Origin of the sequence: Paenarthrobacter aurescens, assembly GCF_025421775.1 — a bacterium.
GTDB lineage: Bacteria > Actinomycetota > Actinomycetes > Actinomycetales > Micrococcaceae > Arthrobacter > Arthrobacter aurescens_B.
Genome location: NZ_JAOEFX010000003.1, coordinates 614944 through 631019 on the forward strand (window position 1 = coordinate 614944; position 16076 = coordinate 631019).

Genomic DNA, 16076 nt, shown 5'->3' on the forward strand with positions numbered 1-16076 from the left:
CGTAGTGGTTGCCCTCCCAAGGATGGCATCCACTACGGGTCGGTTCGTTTAAGCGGCTGACTCGCGGTCTTCCGCGTCTTCTTGATCCTTGCCATCGTGATGACCCAATGTCGGGCGCTGTTCCTGGGAGTCCACGGCCAGCAGCTCCGGGGCTGCCAAGGCGCGGGGGACAGCCTCCACGGACATGGGCGCGGCGAGGCCAGCGTCATCCATGGTGTTGAGCTTGCGCGCGGTCGGGAGGACACGGGCCTCAAGTGTGCCCACCATCGCGTTGTAGCGATCCACGGATGTCTTCAGTGAGCTGCCGAGCTTGCCGACATTTTCGCCCAGCGTCCCCATCCGCTCGTAGAGCTGCTTTGCGAGCTCGAACAGTTCGTGTGCGCTGTCCGTCAGCACATCCTGCCGCCACGTGAAGGCCACCGACTTGAGTACTGCGAGGAGAGTCCCGGGCGAGGCCAGGACCACGTTCCGTGACAGGGCGTGTTCCAGCAGCGCCGGGTCTGCCTCGAGTGCTGACGCCAGGATGGACTCAGCCGGAAGGAAGCAGATCACCAGCTCAGGGGAGTTCCCCGGAATGTCCCAGTACTTCTTGGCCGCCAAAGCGTCGATATGGGCCTTGAGCGCCTTGGCATGGTGTGCCAGGAGTGTCTTGGAGTCGTGGTTACCCGTGGGCGTAACAGATTCCCCAAAGGAACCGTCTCCGTGCAGTTGTTCCTGAGCGGAGAGGTATGCGGACAGCGGGACCTTCGCATCCACCACCAGTTGCTTGCCACCGGGCAGCTGGACCACGAGGTCAGGCCGCAACGTGTTCTCAGTGCGGCCGGAATGTACCTGCTCATGGAAATCCACGTGCCGGAGCATTCCTGAGGCTTCAACTACCCGGCGGAGCTGGACCTCGCCCCACTGCCCGCGTGCGCTGTTGGAACGGAGGGCCGAAGCCAAGGCATGCGTGGATCGCAGGAGCTGTTCGTCGGACGTGCGGGCATCTTGCAGTTGTTGGGCAAGTTGTCCGTATTGCTCCACCCGGTCCCGTTCCAGAAGTGAAACCTGTTGCTGCACAGCCGTCAGCTTCTCGGCTACCGGAGCGAGGGCGCGCAGCACGCTGCCATCCGAGTTCCTGGACGCCGTCAACTCGCGGTTCTGCGTGAACAAAAGCCGCCGTTCGGCGTCGGCAGCTGCCAGTTGTGCAGTCACCTCTGAAAGCCGCGACGAAACGGCGTCGAAGTCTTCCTCCAAGCCGGCGCCCCGGCGTCGAAAGACGACGTAGCCCCCCGCCAAGCCGACGGCGGCGCCGATCAGCAGCATGAGCAGGGCCAAAACCAATCCAAATCCATCCATGAGGCAACCCTGTCACAGGGGTACGACAGTTTTAGTGAAGGGACCCTGCGGGGCGCCCGCCGCGGGCACGAACAAGCACTGGCAAGGTCTCAGCAGGTAGAATCAATGCTCGTGGCTCTTACTATTGGCATCGTCGGACTGCCCAACGTCGGCAAATCAACTCTTTTCAACGCACTGACCCGCAATCAGGTGCTCGCAGCGAACTATCCGTTCGCGACGATCGAGCCCAACGTCGGAGTCGTGAACCTTCCGGATCCCCGTCTGGCGAAGCTGGCTGAGATCTTCGGTTCCCAGAAGTTGCTGCCCGCTCCGGTGTCCTTCGTGGACATCGCCGGCATCGTCAAGGGCGCGTCCGAGGGCGAAGGTCTGGGCAACAAGTTCCTCGCCAATATCCGCGAAGCCGAGGCCATCGCACAGGTTGTCCGGGTTTTTGACGACCCCGATGTCATCCACGTGGACGGCAAGGTTGACCCGGGCTCCGATATGGAGACCATTAACACCGAGCTCATTCTGGCCGATCTTCAGACCATCGAAAATGCCATCCCGCGTATCGAAAAAGAAGTCAAGATCAAGAAGCGCGAAGCTGCAGAGCTCGCAGCCATCAAGGCCGCCCAGGCTGTGCTGGAACGTGGCGACACGATCTTCTCGTCGATCAAGAGCGACAAGCTGGAGATGGGGCACCTCAAGGAGCTCGGCCTTCTGACCGCCAAACCCTTCATCTACGTGTTCAACGCGGATGAAGGCATTCTTGGAGACCCGGCGAAGCAGGATGAACTGCGTGCCCTGGTTGCTCCTGCTGACGCCATTTTCCTCGACGCAAAGCTGGAATCGGACCTCGTTGAACTGGACGAGGAAGAGGCCCGGGAGATGCTGGAGATGAACGGCCAGACCGAATCCGGCCTGGACCAGTTGGCCCGCGTTGGGTTCCACACTCTCGGCTTGCAGACCTACCTCACGGCCGGTCCCAAGGAAACCCGTGCGTGGACCATCCGTCAGGGTGATACTGCGCCGCAGGCAGCCGGTGTGATCCACTCCGACTTCCAGCGTGGATTCATCAAGGCCGAAGTTGTCTCCTTCGACGACCTCATCGACGCCGGTTCCATGGCTGAGGCGAAGTCCCGTGGCAAGGTCCGCATCGAAGGCAAAGAGTACGTGATGGCCGACGGCGACGTGGTGGAGTTCCGCTTTAACGTGTGACCTGGTTCAGCGAGCAAAGAGACCTGTAGCGCAGAAGGCCGCAGGCGATGAAGTTCAAGACTTCATTGCCTGCGGCCTTCGCCGTTTGAGGGCCCATGGCTGTGTCCGGCATAGAGTCCGTTAGGAGTCGCCGGGTTCGTTATCAGCTCGTTCTTGTTCGGTGTGGCGATTGTCGTGCGTCTTTTTGGGGATCTTGCCCTCAACATCAGCCGGGACAGGTGGATCCTTTTCTTCATCAGTAGACATTCGCCCAGCATAATGGGTCAGGATGTAGCAAGCCCCGAGATACAGCTACTTCAAAGGAGAACCATGAACCGTGATCTGGACCTGGTGATCGAGCGGGTCATACGTGCACCACGTGCCACCGTTTGGAGCGCCTGGACAACACCGGAACTCTTTGAGCAATGGTGGATCCCCGAGCCTTATACGTGCAGGGTGGAATCATTCGCACCGCATGCCGGGGGCGGGTTCGTAACCTCCATGAGCGAGGACGGTTCTGCGTTCACTCCTCACATGGACGCCGCGTTCCTCGTTGTTGATCATGGCGAGCGTCTGGTGTTCAGCAACGCTGTGGATAGCAGTCTTCGGCCCGCCCATCCCAAGCCCGTTGCGGTGACGGGAGAGGTCACTTTCACTGATCACACAGACGGAACGCTGTACAGAATCGTGGCGCGTCACGGGAGTCCGGAGTCGCGTGCGCAGCATGAGCAGCTTGGCTTGCAGGAGGGCTGGAGCATGGTCACAGGACAATTGGCAGCTTTGGCCGAGCGTCATTAACCGCTACTGCAAAGATTTTCCCAGGTGTGGGACAGGGCCTCGGTTTAACTGAACCGGGGCTCTTTTTTGCCCAAAAATCGTCCTGTCCTGCTGTCAGACAGCGAATATTACCACCGAGTAGCGTTTGACTTGAAATCCGCGTCAATTTAGGCATGTGTAGGTTGCGGAACGGTTACAGTTTGGCCAGCATGTCCCATCATCCGGACACAATGTGGGTAGGCTTACACACACATGTAGGCAACGTCACAGTAGGAAACTGTGCCTGTGCCTGGGGGAAATCACGAATTTTCCCTGCTCAACTCCACGACTCATAGGAGGCGGAATGCGTTTCTCGCGCACTTCCAAAGCTCTAGGCGTAGCGGCAATCATCGCCCTCGCAGTGACCGGTTGCGGCGGCGGTGGCGGCACCAGCACAAACAGCTCTGCCGCAGCTGACCCGAACAAGGTCATTTCCGCATACAGCAACGAACCGCAGAACCCGCTGCTTCCGGCCAACACCAACGAGGTGTATGGTGGCCGCGTCGTCGAGCTGCTGTTCGAAGGCCTTCGCGCCTACGACTCGGACGGCAAGCCCGTCAACGCCCTGGCGGAGTCGATTGAGACAACCGACTCGCAGAACTGGACCATCAAGGTCAAGTCCGGCGCAAAGTTCACCAACGGCGAAGCCATCACGGCCAAGACGTTCGTTGATTCCTGGAACTTCGCCGCGCTGAGCACCAACCTCCAGAACAATGGCTTCTTCTTTGAATCCATCGAGGGCTACGCCGATGTCAGTGCAGTCACTGAGACCACCGGCGCCGACGGCAAGAAGACCTCCACTCCGGCACCTACGGCCCAGACCATGTCCGGCCTGGCTGCGACTGACGACCAGACCATCACGGTCAAGCTCGGCCAGCCTGAGGCTGACTGGTCGCTGCGCCTCGGTTACTCCGCCTTCTACCCGTTGCCTTCCGAGGCTCTGAAGGACCCGAAGAAGTTCGGCGAGAACCCGATCGGCAACGGCCCGTACAAGTTCGAGAAGGAAGGTGCCTGGGTACACGACCAGTCCATCTCCTTGGTCAAGAACGCCGACTACACCGGCCCGCGTGCTGCCAAGAACGGTGGCGTGACCTTCAAGTTCTACACTGATCCGGGCCCCGCATACACGGATCTTCAGGCAGACAACCTCGACATCACGGACGTTGTTCCGTCGAACGCGCTGAAGACCTACACCACGGACTTCCCGGACCGTAACTCCACGCGCCCGAACGCCAACAACGCCACCCTGAACATCCCGGGCTACAACCCGAACTTCCAGGGTGAAGCCGGTATCCTGCGTCGCCAGGCACTGTCCCACGCCATCAACCGCGAAGAGATCACCAAGGTCATCTTCAACGGCACGCGTACCCCGGCCACCGAGTTCACGGCTCCCGTGCTTGACGGCTACAACGACGCCATCCCCGGCAGCGACGTCCTGAAGTTCGACGCTCAGAAGGCCAAGGATCTCTGGGCCCAGGCCGAGAAGATCAAGCCGTACGACGGTTCCAAGCCGCTCCTGATCGCCTCCAACACTGACGGTGGTAACAAGGAATGGATCGACGCCGTAGCCAACGGTTTCAAGAACAACCTCGGCATCGAGGCTGAAATCCAGCCGTTCGCCAAGTTCGCTGAAGTTCTGGACCTCCGTAAGTCGCAGTCCCTCCCGGGCCTGACCCGCGCAGGCTGGCAGGGTGACTACCCGTCGCTCTACAACTTCCTCGGACCGGTATGGGCTACCAACGCCTCGTCCAACTACGAGAAGTACTCGAACGCCGAGTTCGACAAGCTCCTCAAGGAAGGCCTGGCTGCCAAGACGCCTGAAGATGCCAACAAGAAGTTCAACGAGGCACAGGAGATCCTGTTCAAGGAACTCCCGGGCTTGCCCCTGTGGTACCGGGCGACCCCGATCGTATGGAGCAACAACGTTGTGTCAGCTGAAACCGGCTGGAACGGCGGCGTCCGCTACTTCGACATCGAGGCCAAGTAGTCTCCAGGATCTGAACTTGCCTTAGGGCAAAGGGGGTCCGGCCAAAGTGCCGGGCCCCCCTTGCTTGCTTGGCAGGAAGGCACACATGACACACCAATGCCCCACCACCGGAGAGGGGTGACCCGTGGTTCGCTTCATTTTCCGTAGACTCCTGCAGGTCATCCCGGTATTCCTGGGGACCACGCTCCTCGTCTACTACATGGTCTTCGCACTACCCGGCGACCCGATTGCCGCCCTCTTCGGAGATCGCCAGCCCCCGCAGAGCGTCATCGACGCCCTGCGGGCCCAGTACAACCTGGACCAGCCATTCTGGGTTCAATATGGCCTCTTCATCAAGAACTTGTTTACCTTCAACCTTGGTGTTGACTTCACCCAGCAGCCCATCGCCGACTCCCTGGCCAGGGCTTTCCCCGTCACGGCAATGCTGGCTATCGAAGCACTCATCATCCAGGCCGTGTTCGGCATCGCTTTCGGTGTCTTCGCTGGCCTTAAAAAGGGCAAGCTTTTCGACTCCACCGTCCTGGTTGTTTCGCTCCTGGTGATCGCAGTCCCGACCTTCGTGTTGGGCTTCGTTTTCCAGCTCGTCTTCGGTGTCCAGCTCGGATGGGCCAAACCTACAGTTGGTGCCAATGCCGACTGGGGCAACCTGATTCTTCCAGCCGTCGTACTCGGACTGGTCTCGTTCGCCTACGTCCTCCGACTGACCCGCGCGTCTGTCAGCGAGAACATGAACGCCGACTATGTGCGTACAGCTACGGCAAAGGGACTCTCCCGGCCCCGCGTCGTGATGGCCCACATTCTCAGGAACTCGTTGATCCCGGTGGTGACCTACCTGGGCGCCAACCTTGGCGGCCTTATGGGCGGTGCCATCGTTACTGAGGGCATCTTCAACGTCCCCGGAGTGGGCAACAAACTCTTCCAGGCCATCCAGCGAAGCGAGGGCCCCACCATCGTTGCGATCGTGAGCGTCCTGGTCCTTGTTTTCGTCATCACCAACCTCTTGGTTGACCTCCTGTACGCCTGGCTTGACCCGAGGATCCGCTATGACCAGTAATACTGAACACTTTGTGGCTCCCGTCGAGGAAACGCCGCTTCTGGCCACTGACGCTGTCAAGACAGATCAGGCGCCACTGAGCCTTTGGGCCGACGCTTGGCGGAAGCTTCGCCGCCGCCCCATGTTCATCGTCTCCTCGCTGCTGATCCTGCTCCTGGTGATCGTTGCAGTCTTCCCGGGACTGTTCACCAGCGTGGAACCCAATAACGACTGCCAGTTGGCCAACTCTGAGGGCGCGCCCACTGCCGGCCACCCGCTCGGTTTCACCCTGCAAGGCTGCGACGTCTATTCCCGCGTGATTCACGGTACGCAGGCTTCCTTGTCTGTCGGTGTCCTGTCCGTGCTGGCCGTCGTCCTCATTGGTGTCACACTGGGTGCGCTGGCAGGTTACTACGGTGGCTGGCTGGACTCTGTCCTTGCACGTCTCGGCGACATTTTCTTCGCGCTGCCGATCATCCTCGGCGCCCTTGTTATCACCCAGTTGCCGTTGTTCCGCGAGAACAGGAGCGTTTGGACCGTGGTCCTGACCATATCCTTGCTCGCCTGGCCCCAAATGGCGCGTATCACCAGAGGTGCCGTCATTGAGGTGCGCAACGCGGACTTCGTCACCGCGGCCCGCTCCTTGGGTGTTTCCAAGTTCGGTGCCCTGGTGAAGCACGCTTTGCCGAACGCCCTGGCGCCCGTGATTGTGCTGGCCACCTTGGAATTGGGCGTCTTCATTGTCCTTGAGGCGACGTTGTCATTCCTCGGTGTCGGGCTGCCTGGCAGCGTGATGTCGTGGGGTAACGACATTTCCGCGGCGAACGCGTCCATCCGCACCAACCCCGGAATCCTGCTCTATCCGGCAGCCGCCCTGTCCATCACCGTCCTGAGCTTCATCATGCTTGGCGACGCCGTCCGCGATGCTCTTGATCCCAAGAGCCGTCAGCGCTAAGGAGGCGACCATGACTTCTGCCAACATCAGAATTGATGAAGCCACTGCACCCGTACGGCCCATCCTGGAGATCAAGGACCTGGCCATTACCTTCAAGACCGGATCCGGTGAGGTCAAAGCGGTTAAGAACGCGCACTTGTCCATCATGCCGGGCGAAACGGTCGCCATTGTGGGGGAGTCGGGTTCAGGAAAGTCGACGACGGCGCTGGCCGCCATCGGCCTCTTGCCCAACAACGGTCGCGTCTCGGGCGGACAGATCCTGCTCGACGGCGAAGACATTGCCCACGCCTCGGAAAAGCGCATGATCGAACTCCGTGGCAGCCACATCGGCATGGTTCCCCAAGACCCGATGTCCAACCTGAACCCGGTGTGGAAGATTGGCTACCAAGTTCGCGAAACCCTGAAGGCCAACGGTCGACCGGACGGCCCGGAGGACGTTGCCCGCGTCCTTGCGGAAGCCGGCCTTCCTGATGCTGCACGGCGCGCGAAGCAGTATCCGCATGAGTTCTCCGGTGGTATGCGCCAGCGTGCACTCATCGCCATCGGCCTGAGTTGCCAGCCCAAGCTCCTTATTGCCGATGAACCAACGTCGGCACTGGACGTCACGGTGCAGCGCAGGATCCTGGACCACTTGGACAAGATGACCACTGAGCTCGGTACGTCCGTGCTGCTCATTACCCACGACCTCGGCCTTGCCGCCGAACGCGCTGACAAAGTGATCGTCATGTACCAGGGCAATGTTGTTGAGGCAGGTCCTTCCTTGGATCTGCTGCGCAACCCCCAGCACCCGTACACCCGTCGCCTGGTTGAGTCGGCACCTTCCTTGGCTTCGCGCCGTATCCAGGTGGCCAAGGAGCAGGGTGTCGAAGCTGAAGATCTCCTGGCACCTGTGGCGGCTGCGAAGGACCGCGCCCAGGACGAGGTCCTCCAGATCAAGAACCTGCGCAAGATCTACAAACTGCGTCAGGGGCTGGGGCAGACGTCCGATTTCGCTGCTGTTGACGATGTCAGCTTCAGCGTCAAACGCGGGACCACGACGGCGATCGTGGGCGAGTCCGGCTCGGGCAAGTCCACTGTTGCCAAGATGGTTCTCCAGCTTGAGAAGCCCACTGAGGGCCAGATCATCTTCGACGGCGTGGATACTGCGGGGTTGAAGGGCAAGGAACTTTTCAAGTTCCGTCGACGCGTTCAGCCCATCTTCCAGGATCCTTATGGTTCCTTGGACCCGATGTACAACATCTTCAGGACCATCGAAGAACCGCTGCGCGTGCACAAGATCGGCAACGCGGCCAGCCGTGAAAAGAAGGTCCGGGAACTGTTGGACCAGGTAGCTCTGCCGCAGTCCATGATGCAGCGGTACCCCAACGAGCTCTCGGGTGGCCAACGCCAGCGCATTGCCATCGCGCGTGCTCTGGCACTGGACCCCGAGGTCATCATTTGCGATGAGGCCGTCTCAGCGCTGGATGTTCTGGTGCAGGCACAGGTCCTGAACCTGCTGGCTGACCTCCAGGACAACCTGGGCTTGACGTACTTGTTCATTACGCACGACCTCGCGGTGGTCCGCCAGATCGCGGACCACGTTTGCGTCATGGAAAAGGGCAAGCTTGTGGAGACGGGCAGCACGGACGATGTCTTCGACAACCCCCGTGAGGCTTACACCCAGGCTCTCCTGGATGCTATCCCCGGCGGTTCGCTGCTGCTGCCACCCGCGGTAGCCTGACCGGCGTTGAACGTTTGATCGCTGGATAGCAGAAGAGCCGGTGGTTCCCGAAAGGAAACCACCGGCTCTTGCTGTTTAATCTGCCCGTTGCGAGGCCCGCTACGGAGCGGGAGTCTGCACCGGGGCCACGCTGTCCGGGCGGGCAGTGAGGCCCAAGGCAATGAGCTCACGGGCCAACACTGCGCCGAGCTTGGCGTGCCCGGAGGGCTTCATGTGCACGCCATCCTGGAGATCCCCAATTGCGTCGTAACGGGTGAGCCAGTCACCCGTACTGACGAACGGGATTCCGTGCTTGGCGGCTATCCGGGCCAGCAGCGAGTCAACCTCCGTGCGGCGGCCGCCTCCGTTGCTTGCACCGCGTGCCAAGGTTCCAATCATGGCTACGGAGGCGCCGGGGTAACGCTTCTTCAGGGCCGCGAGCAGGCGATCTGCGTTGCTGGTGATCTGCGCATCGGTAGCCTTCTGCGAGGCATCGTTGCCACCACCCTGCACCACGATCAGGGGCGGGTCTCCGTAGGGGAGGACCCAGTCTCCGCGCTGCAACGCGTCGATGTAATTTCCAGTCTTGCCATTGGTGGCCACGAAGCCGGTGCCACCCATGCCCACAACGTGCAGCTTGTACCCCAACGATGCGATGCCTTGCTGCGGCCAGGAATCCTTGGGCATCGCCTGGGAGTCGCCGATCAGGACCGCCGTGTGCCGGACGTCGGCGAGTACCAGTTCGTTGCGGTTGTTCGCCGGATTCTTGTAGAGCGAGCCGACGGGCAGGTCCAGGGTGCTGGGCGCCGGAGCAGCTCTCAGCGGTGTAGCAGCGGCCGCCGTCTGGGCAGGTACAGGGGCGGAAGGGCGCGTGGGCGCAGAAACGGGGGTTACTGGGCTGGTTCCGCAGCCTACCGCCAGAACGCCAACGGCGATCAAGGGTGCGAGCAGGCGGAACGCGGCCGAAGATTGTCGCATCGATTGGTCTCCGTGTGGCACTGGTTCTGCTGCCATCATGGGGCACGGAGCCGGGAAAATCCAGCATCTGGAGTAGCGGTTACTAAAGCGTGATGCCATGTGAGCAGCGCCACATTCGGATGCCGAATGGCTTGCTTTTTAGGCTGGGAAATGCAACTGCGTTTAGACTGGATGCAGGTGCCCTGTGTCCCGGGGTCTTTTCGCTGTGTGTTCCGATCAAGTCGATCAGGTATGCGCGCGGATACAAACAGCTGACTTCACCACTGAAACGAGTCATTAACGCATGTCTGAAACCATCACCAACACTGCGTCGCGGAGCGATCTGCGCAACGTCGCGATCGTCGCACACGTTGACCACGGCAAGACCACCCTGGTCGACGCCATGCTCAAGCAGACCAACTCCTTCGCTTCCCATGGTGAGGTTGAGGACCGTGTCATGGACTCCGGTGACCTGGAACGCGAAAAGGGCATCACCATCCTCGCGAAGAACACCACGGTTGCCTACAACGGCCCGTCGTCCAACGGCGAGACCATCACCATCAACGTCATCGACACCCCTGGCCACGCCGACTTCGGTGGCGAGGTAGAGCGCGGTCTGTCCATGGTTGACGGTGTTGTCCTGCTGGTCGACTCCTCCGAGGGCCCGCTGCCCCAGACCCGCTTCGTGCTCCGCAAGGCCCTTGCTGCGCACTTGCCGGTCATCCTCCTGGTCAACAAGACCGACCGTCCCGACGCCCGCATCGATGAGGTTGTCCACGAGTCCATGGACCTCCTCCTCGGCCTCGCTTCGGACCTCGCCGACGAAGTTCCGGACCTGGACCTGGACAAGGTCCTCGAAGTTCCCGTCGTCTACGCCGCCGCCAAGGTTGGCCGCGCGTCCCTGGACCAGCCGGCCAACGGCTCGGCTCCGGAGAACGAGGACCTCGAGCCCCTCTTCAAGACCATCATTGAGCACATCCCGGCTCCGACCTACAACCCGGACGGCGTGCTGCAGGCACACGTGACCAACCTGGACGCTTCGCCGTTCCTTGGCCGCCTCGCCCTGCTCCGCATCTACAACGGAACCCTCCGCAAGGGCCAGACCGTTGCCTGGGCCCGCGCCAACGGTGAGCTCAAGAACGTCAAGATCACCGAACTGCTCGCCACCAAGGCCCTGACCCGTGTTCCTGCCGAATCCGCAGGCCCGGGCGAAATCGTCGCTGTGGCCGGCATCGAGGAAATCACCATTGGTGAAACCTTGACCGACGCCGAGAACCCGCAGCCGCTGCCGCTGATCACCGTGGACGATCCCGCGATCTCCATGACGATCGGTATCAACACCTCGCCGCTGGCCGGCAAGGTCAAGGGCGCCAAGGTCACGGCCCGCCAGGTGAAGGATCGCCTGGACAAGGAACTGATCGGTAACGTCTCCATCAAGGTCCTCCCCACCGAGCGTCCCGACGCCTGGGAAGTCCAGGGCCGTGGCGAGCTCGCGCTGGCCATCCTGGTTGAGCAGATGCGTCGCGAAGGCTTTGAGCTGACCGTGGGCAAGCCGCAGGTTGTCACCAAGACCATCGACGGCAAGCTGCACGAGCCGATGGAACACATGACCATCGATGTTCCTGAGGAATACCTTGGCGCCGTCACGCAGCTCATGGCTGCCCGCAAGGGCCGCATGACCAACATGGCCAACCACGGCACCGGCTGGTGCCGCATGGAGTTCATCGTCCCTGCGCGTGGCCTGATTGGTTTCCGTACCCGGTTCCTGACGGACACCCGTGGCGCCGGTATCGCTGCCTCCATTTCCGAAGGCTACGAGCCGTGGGCCGGACCGATCGAATACCGTACCAACGGTTCGATGATTGCCGACCGCGCCGGCGTTGTGACGCCCTTCGCCATGATCAACCTGCAGGAGCGCGGTTCCTTCTTCGTGAAGCCCACCTCCGAGGTTTACGAAGGCATGATTGTTGGCGAGAACTCCCGCGCTGACGACATGGACGTCAACATCACCAAGGAAAAGAAGCTCACCAACATGCGTGCCGCTTCCTCCGACACCTTCGAGAACCTGACGCCGCCGCGCGATCTCACCCTCGAAGAGTCCCTCGAATTCGCCCGCGAAGACGAGTGCGTCGAGGTAACTCCGGATGCCATCCGTATCCGTAAGGTCATCCTGGACTCCAACGAGCGCGCCAAGGCCAACCGCGCCCGCGCCAAGTCCTAGCCTGCACTGACTGAAACAGTCAGGAACAGCTGAATGAAGAGAGGAGCCGCCGGTACGGTTCGTGGCATTGCTGCGGCCGTACTGGCGGCTCTTTTCGTTGCCACGGCAGGTACAGCCTTGCACCGCCAAGCATTGTCGATGGCCGGCGTCGAGGTTCCGTGGGGCGTTGTGGCGGCACTGTTGCTGTTGGCCTCCGTGCAGTTGTGGTTGGCCGCCTGGTCACGCTCGATACTGCCGACGGCGGTAGCCGGCGTGGTGAGCTACGCCGCCGTCGGGGTCCTGTCAGGTGCAGGACCCGCCAAGCAGCTGGTCCTGGGCGACGCCGTGGGCAATGTGTGGGTCTTTGGCATCGCAGCAGTGACACTGGTCATGCTGGTGGCAGCGAGCCGCCTTCGCGCCGGACCGCCTGCCGCCGGGGTGGTGGCGGCGGAACCTCTTTCGCCGCGATGACCATGGCTAAGGGAATTTCGACGTCGGACCTTCGGGTTCGTACTGTGCAGCTGTTTTCGCTGGCGCCCAGCAGGTAGCCCAACGCGTCCGTCAGGCCGTCGTCGACCCTGTATCGGACCACCACCCGGATGCCTGGCTCTGCAGTGAGGAGGAATTGTCTGGGCGGCAAATGCGGGGGAGTCACCGTTTCATACTAAGACGCGGGCTAGGTTGGCGTTAGCGGACTGTTGGATAATAGGCTCGGAAGTTGAGTGTCCGGCATGATGCCGGCAGTATTACCCGGCCATTGCCGGGACAAACCGTGGAGAGGTCTGGGACGTGACGTACGTAATCGCGCAGCCGTGTGTGGATGTCAAGGACAAGGCATGTATTGAAGAGTGCCCTGTCGATTGCATTTACGAAGGTGAGCGTTCCCTCTATATCCACCCCGATGAATGTGTCGACTGTGGTGCCTGCGAACCGGTGTGCCCGGTTGAGGCCATTTACTACGAGGATGACACCCCGGAGGAATGGGCCGACTACTACAAGGCCAACGTCGAGTTCTTCGACGACCTCGGTTCCCCGGGTGGAGCCGCAAAGATCGGCAATACGGGCAAGGATCACCCGTTCATCTCAGCACTGCCCCCGCAGAACCAAGACCACTAAGGGCGGTAGCTTCGTTGATTTCCGCGGCGCCGGCTTTCGGCCTGAACCTGCCTGACTACCCCTGGGAGGCTATGGCACCCTATGTCGCCACGGCCGCCAAGCACCCCGGTGGGGCAGTAAATCTCTCCATCGGCACGCCCGTGGACCCCACGCCCGGATTGATCCGTGATGCCCTCGCCGCTGCGGCCGACGCTCATGGGTATCCCACGGTTCACGGCACCGAGGCCCTGCGGCAGGCAGTGGTGGACTGGTTCGCCAGCCGCCGCGGCGTCCCGGGGCTGGACCCCAAGGATGTCATGCCCACCGTGGGGTCAAAGGAGCTGGTGGCCTGGCTGCCGTTCCTGCTCGGCTTGAGTGCAGGCGACGTGGTGGTGAGGCCCACCGTTGCCTACCCCACCTATGACATTGGCGCATCGTTGGCGGGCGCTACGGCCGTTGCTGCCGACGACCTGGACGAACTGGATGCCGCCACCCGTGCGAAGGTCCGCTTGGTCTGGATCAACTCGCCGGGCAATCCCACCGGCAGTGTCCGGGACGTGGAATCGCTCCGCAGGATCGTGGGCCAGGCCCGCGAACTTGGTGCAGTGGTGGCCTCGGACGAATGCTATGCCGAGCTGGGCTGGGGCGAATGGGACGTCCAACGAGGGGGAGAAGCTGTCCCCAGCATCCTGGATCCCCGCGTCAGCGGCGGCTCCACTGACGGCCTGTTGTGCGTGTACTCCTTGAGCAAACAGTCCAACCTGGCCGGATACCGTGCCGCCTTCGTGGCCGGCGACTCAGCGATCATGGCCAATCTGGTCAACAGCCGCAAGCATGCCGGCATGATTGTTCCCTTCCCCGTGCAGGAAGCGATGCGTGTGGCCTTGGGTGACGCGAGCCATGTTCTGGCCCAAAAGGATCTGTACCGTGGGCGCCGCGAGAGGATCGTTCCAGCGCTGGAGAAGTTCGGCTTGCAGATCCACGAGTCCAAGGCCGGCCTTTACCTGTGGTCCACGGCAGGCGAAGCCACCTGGGATACGGTGGCGCGGTTCGCGGAACTGGGCATCGTGGTAGGCCCGGGGGTTTTCTACGGAGATGCCGGTAATGGCTTCATCCGTGTAGCGCTCACGGGCAGCGATGAACGAATTGACGCCGCTGTGGACCGACTTGGGGCCAACGCATAACAATGCTGTGACTTGCGCCACTCTTAGCGTCATTCCGCCAGTAACCGGACGGCACGGATTAGTTCCGTAGGGTTACTGGCGGTAGCTTTTTAACTGACTATCAATGGTGGCCTTCACTAAGAAAGCACTTCGGCCGTTGGAGCCCTGCAACAGTAGGGCCGAAGGCGGCGGCACCAGAAGTTGGTTGGACAAGCGTTCGATAGAGGCCCAAAGGCCTCATGAAGGGGACTCCATGACTGAGACCACCAGCGCAACACTGCGCCATGCCGGCGGCGAACTCGAACTGCCGCGCATCCAGGTTGTAGAAGGAAACGAAGGCTACGACGTTTCCAAGCTGCTGAAGCAGACGGGCGCCGTTGCCTATGACCCCGGCTTCATGAACACAGCGGCCACTACCTCGGCCATTACCTACATCGATGGCGACGCAGGCATTCTGCGTTACCGCGGCTACCCGATTGAGCAGCTCGCGCAGCACTCGAGCTTCCTCGAAGTTTCCTACCTGCTGATCTACGGCAACCTTCCCACCCCCACGGAGTTGGAAGAGTTTGATCAGAAGATCCGGCGCCACACGCTCCTGCACGAAGAGCTCAAGGGGTTCTTCGGTGGGTTCCCGCGTGACGCCCACCCCATGCCGGTGCTCTCCTCGGCTGTATCGGCGCTGTCCACGTTCTATCAGGACTCGCTGGATCCCTTCAACGCGGAGCACGTTGAAGTTTCCACCATTCGCCTCATGGCCAAGCTGCCCGTTATTGCGGCCTACGCCCACAAGAAGTCCATCGGACAGCCGATGCTCTACCCGGACAACTCCATGAACCTGGTAGAGAACTTCCTGCGCCTGAGCTTCGGCCTGCCCGCTGAGCAGTACGAAATGGATCCCGTTGTCGTCAAGGCACTGGACCTCCTTCTCATCCTGCATGCTGACCACGAGCAGAACTGTTCCACGTCCACCGTGCGCCTGGTCGGTTCTTCCAACGCGAACCTCTTCGCGTCGGTGTCCGCCGGCATCAACGCACTCTTCGGACCCGCCCACGGTGGCGCCAACGAGGCCGTGCTGAAGATGCTCCGCCAGATCCAGGCCGACGGCATCAAGCCCGAGGATTACATGGAGAAGGTCAAGAACAAGGAAGACGGCGTCCGCCTCATGGGCTTCGGACACCGCGTCTACAAGAACTACGATCCCCGCGCCAAGATCATCAAGGCAACGGCCCACGAAGTTCTCGGCAAGCTCGGCGGCAACGACGAACTGCTGGACATCGCCATGCGCCTCGAAGAGAAGGCCCTGGCTGACGATTACTTCATCCAGCGCAAGCTGTACCCGAACGTCGACTTCTACACCGGCCTCATCTACAAGGCCATGGGCTTCCCGGAGAAGATGTTCACCGTGCTCTTCGCCATCGGACGCCTCCCGGGATGGATTGCCCAGTGGCGCGAGATGATCAACGATCCCCAGACCAAGATCGGCCGCCCGCGGCAGCTCTACACAGGGGAGCCGGAACGGAACTACCCGGCCAACTGATACGGGAAAAGCGTCAATAACGACGGCGGGGCCCGCCCGAGCTCCGCGGAGGGGGGGGGCGCCCCGAGATGTGCGGGGGGAGCGGGACAGGATGGGAGTGGCGAAGGCAGAGGGGGAGCC

15 protein-coding genes are annotated in these 16076 nt (G+C 61.5%); 11 read left to right on the forward strand and 4 right to left on the reverse strand.

What is annotated here, in order from left to right; genetic code table 11:
- Positions 1–48 precede the first annotated feature (48 nt).
- Positions 49–1338 (reverse strand): DNA recombination protein RmuC, encoded by a 1290-nt coding sequence (locus tag N7568_RS09000; protein ID WP_261609493.1) that lies wholly within the window; start codon positions 1336–1338, stop codon positions 49–51.
- A gap of 111 nt (positions 1339–1449) precedes the next feature.
- Between N7568_RS09000 and ychF the strand changes: the two genes are divergently transcribed.
- Entirely contained in the window at positions 1450–2535 is a 1086-nt protein-coding gene (ychF, locus tag N7568_RS09005) for a redox-regulated ATPase YchF (protein WP_261609494.1), read from the forward strand.
- 120 nt (positions 2536–2655) lie between these two features.
- Here the strand turns inward: ychF and N7568_RS09010 are convergent, their stop codons facing one another.
- Entirely contained in the window at positions 2656–2781 is a 126-nt protein-coding gene (locus tag N7568_RS09010) for a hypothetical protein (protein ID WP_261609495.1), read from the reverse strand.
- 63 nt (positions 2782–2844) lie between these two features.
- Here N7568_RS09010 and N7568_RS09015 point away from each other — a divergent pair, with 63 nt between their 5' ends.
- The 5 genes from N7568_RS09015 (at position 2845) to N7568_RS09035 (ending at position 9025) form a co-directional block, all read left to right on the forward strand.
- Positions 2845–3312: an SRPBCC domain-containing protein gene (locus N7568_RS09015; RefSeq protein ID WP_261609496.1), complete on the forward strand. Its 468-nt coding sequence runs from the start codon at positions 2845–2847 to the stop codon at positions 3310–3312.
- Positions 3313–3634: 322 nt separating this feature from the next.
- Positions 3635–5317, forward strand: coding sequence for a peptide ABC transporter substrate-binding protein (locus tag N7568_RS09020; protein WP_261609497.1), 1683 nt, complete (start codon positions 3635–3637; stop codon positions 5315–5317).
- Positions 5318–5441: 124 nt separating this feature from the next.
- Positions 5442–6371, forward strand: a complete 930-nt coding sequence (locus N7568_RS09025) for an ABC transporter permease (RefSeq protein WP_026539948.1) — start codon at positions 5442–5444, stop codon at positions 6369–6371.
- The gene (locus N7568_RS09030) at positions 6361–7305 is read left to right on the forward strand and encodes an ABC transporter permease (RefSeq protein WP_090818045.1); all 945 of its coding nucleotides are present in this window, start codon (positions 6361–6363) and stop codon (positions 7303–7305) included. Before N7568_RS09025 ends, N7568_RS09030 begins: the two co-directional genes overlap by 11 nt.
- Before the next feature lie 10 nt (positions 7306–7315).
- On the forward strand, positions 7316–9025 hold the full coding sequence (locus N7568_RS09035) for an ABC transporter ATP-binding protein (RefSeq protein WP_261609498.1): 1710 nt from the start codon (positions 7316–7318) through the stop codon (positions 9023–9025).
- A 99-nt stretch (positions 9026–9124) separates the two neighbouring features.
- On the opposite strand, the gene N7568_RS09040 is transcribed toward N7568_RS09035, so the two are convergent.
- A complete protein-coding gene (locus N7568_RS09040; protein ID WP_261609499.1) occupies positions 9125–9982 on the reverse strand; it encodes an SGNH/GDSL hydrolase family protein in 858 nt (285 codons plus the stop codon).
- Positions 9983–10265: 283 nt separating this feature from the next.
- Here N7568_RS09040 and typA point away from each other — a divergent pair, with 283 nt between their 5' ends.
- Together typA and N7568_RS09050 are read left to right on the forward strand one after the other, a co-directional pair.
- Entirely contained in the window at positions 10266–12182 is a 1917-nt protein-coding gene (gene typA, locus N7568_RS09045) for a translational GTPase TypA (protein WP_089595701.1), read from the forward strand.
- A gap of 33 nt (positions 12183–12215) precedes the next feature.
- A complete protein-coding gene (locus N7568_RS09050; RefSeq protein WP_261609500.1) occupies positions 12216–12632 on the forward strand; it encodes a hypothetical protein in 417 nt (138 codons plus the stop codon).
- Here N7568_RS09050 and N7568_RS28660 read toward each other — a convergent pair.
- Complete coding sequence (locus N7568_RS28660; protein ID WP_439898970.1) at positions 12550–12816, reverse strand: putative acetyltransferase; 267 nt, start codon at positions 12814–12816, stop codon at positions 12550–12552. The two genes, N7568_RS09050 and N7568_RS28660, sit on opposite strands and share 83 nt — an antisense overlap.
- A 134-nt stretch (positions 12817–12950) precedes the next feature.
- Between N7568_RS28660 and fdxA the strand changes: the two genes are divergently transcribed.
- From fdxA to N7568_RS09065, 3 genes are all read left to right on the forward strand, one after another.
- Positions 12951–13277 (forward strand): ferredoxin, encoded by a 327-nt coding sequence (gene fdxA, locus N7568_RS09055; RefSeq protein ID WP_024817464.1) that lies wholly within the window; start codon positions 12951–12953, stop codon positions 13275–13277.
- A 14-nt stretch (positions 13278–13291) separates the two neighbouring features.
- Positions 13292–14440, forward strand: a complete 1149-nt coding sequence (dapC, locus tag N7568_RS09060) for a succinyldiaminopimelate transaminase (protein WP_261609501.1) — start codon at positions 13292–13294, stop codon at positions 14438–14440.
- A 232-nt stretch (positions 14441–14672) separates the two neighbouring features.
- Complete coding sequence (locus tag N7568_RS09065; RefSeq protein WP_090818059.1) at positions 14673–15956, forward strand: citrate synthase; 1284 nt, start codon at positions 14673–14675, stop codon at positions 15954–15956.
- Positions 15957–16076 lie beyond the last annotated feature (120 nt).

Excerpts from the sequence above, each read along its gene's own strand:
- N7568_RS09040 (WP_261609499.1), bottom strand. The coding sequence starts at position 9,982 with ATGCGACAATCTTCGGCCGCGTTCCGCCTGCTCGCACCCTTGATCGCC.
- N7568_RS09015 (WP_261609496.1), top strand. The coding sequence starts at position 2,845 with ATGAACCGTGATCTGGACCTGGTGATCGAGCGGGTCATACGTGCACCA.
- N7568_RS09065 (WP_090818059.1), top strand. The coding sequence starts at position 14,673 with ATGACTGAGACCACCAGCGCAACACTGCGCCATGCCGGCGGCGAACTC.
- N7568_RS09035 (WP_261609498.1), top strand. The coding sequence starts at position 7,316 with ATGACTTCTGCCAACATCAGAATTGATGAAGCCACTGCACCCGTACGG.
- N7568_RS09020 (WP_261609497.1), top strand. The coding sequence starts at position 3,635 with ATGCGTTTCTCGCGCACTTCCAAAGCTCTAGGCGTAGCGGCAATCATC.
- N7568_RS09010 (WP_261609495.1), bottom strand. The coding sequence starts at position 2,781 with ATGTCTACTGATGAAGAAAAGGATCCACCTGTCCCGGCTGATGTTGAG.
- N7568_RS09050 (WP_261609500.1), top strand. The coding sequence starts at position 12,216 with ATGAAGAGAGGAGCCGCCGGTACGGTTCGTGGCATTGCTGCGGCCGTA.
- N7568_RS09030 (WP_090818045.1), top strand. The coding sequence starts at position 6,361 with ATGACCAGTAATACTGAACACTTTGTGGCTCCCGTCGAGGAAACGCCG.
- N7568_RS09000 (WP_261609493.1), bottom strand. The coding sequence starts at position 1,338 with ATGGATGGATTTGGATTGGTTTTGGCCCTGCTCATGCTGCTGATCGGC.
- typA (WP_089595701.1), top strand. The coding sequence starts at position 10,266 with ATGTCTGAAACCATCACCAACACTGCGTCGCGGAGCGATCTGCGCAAC.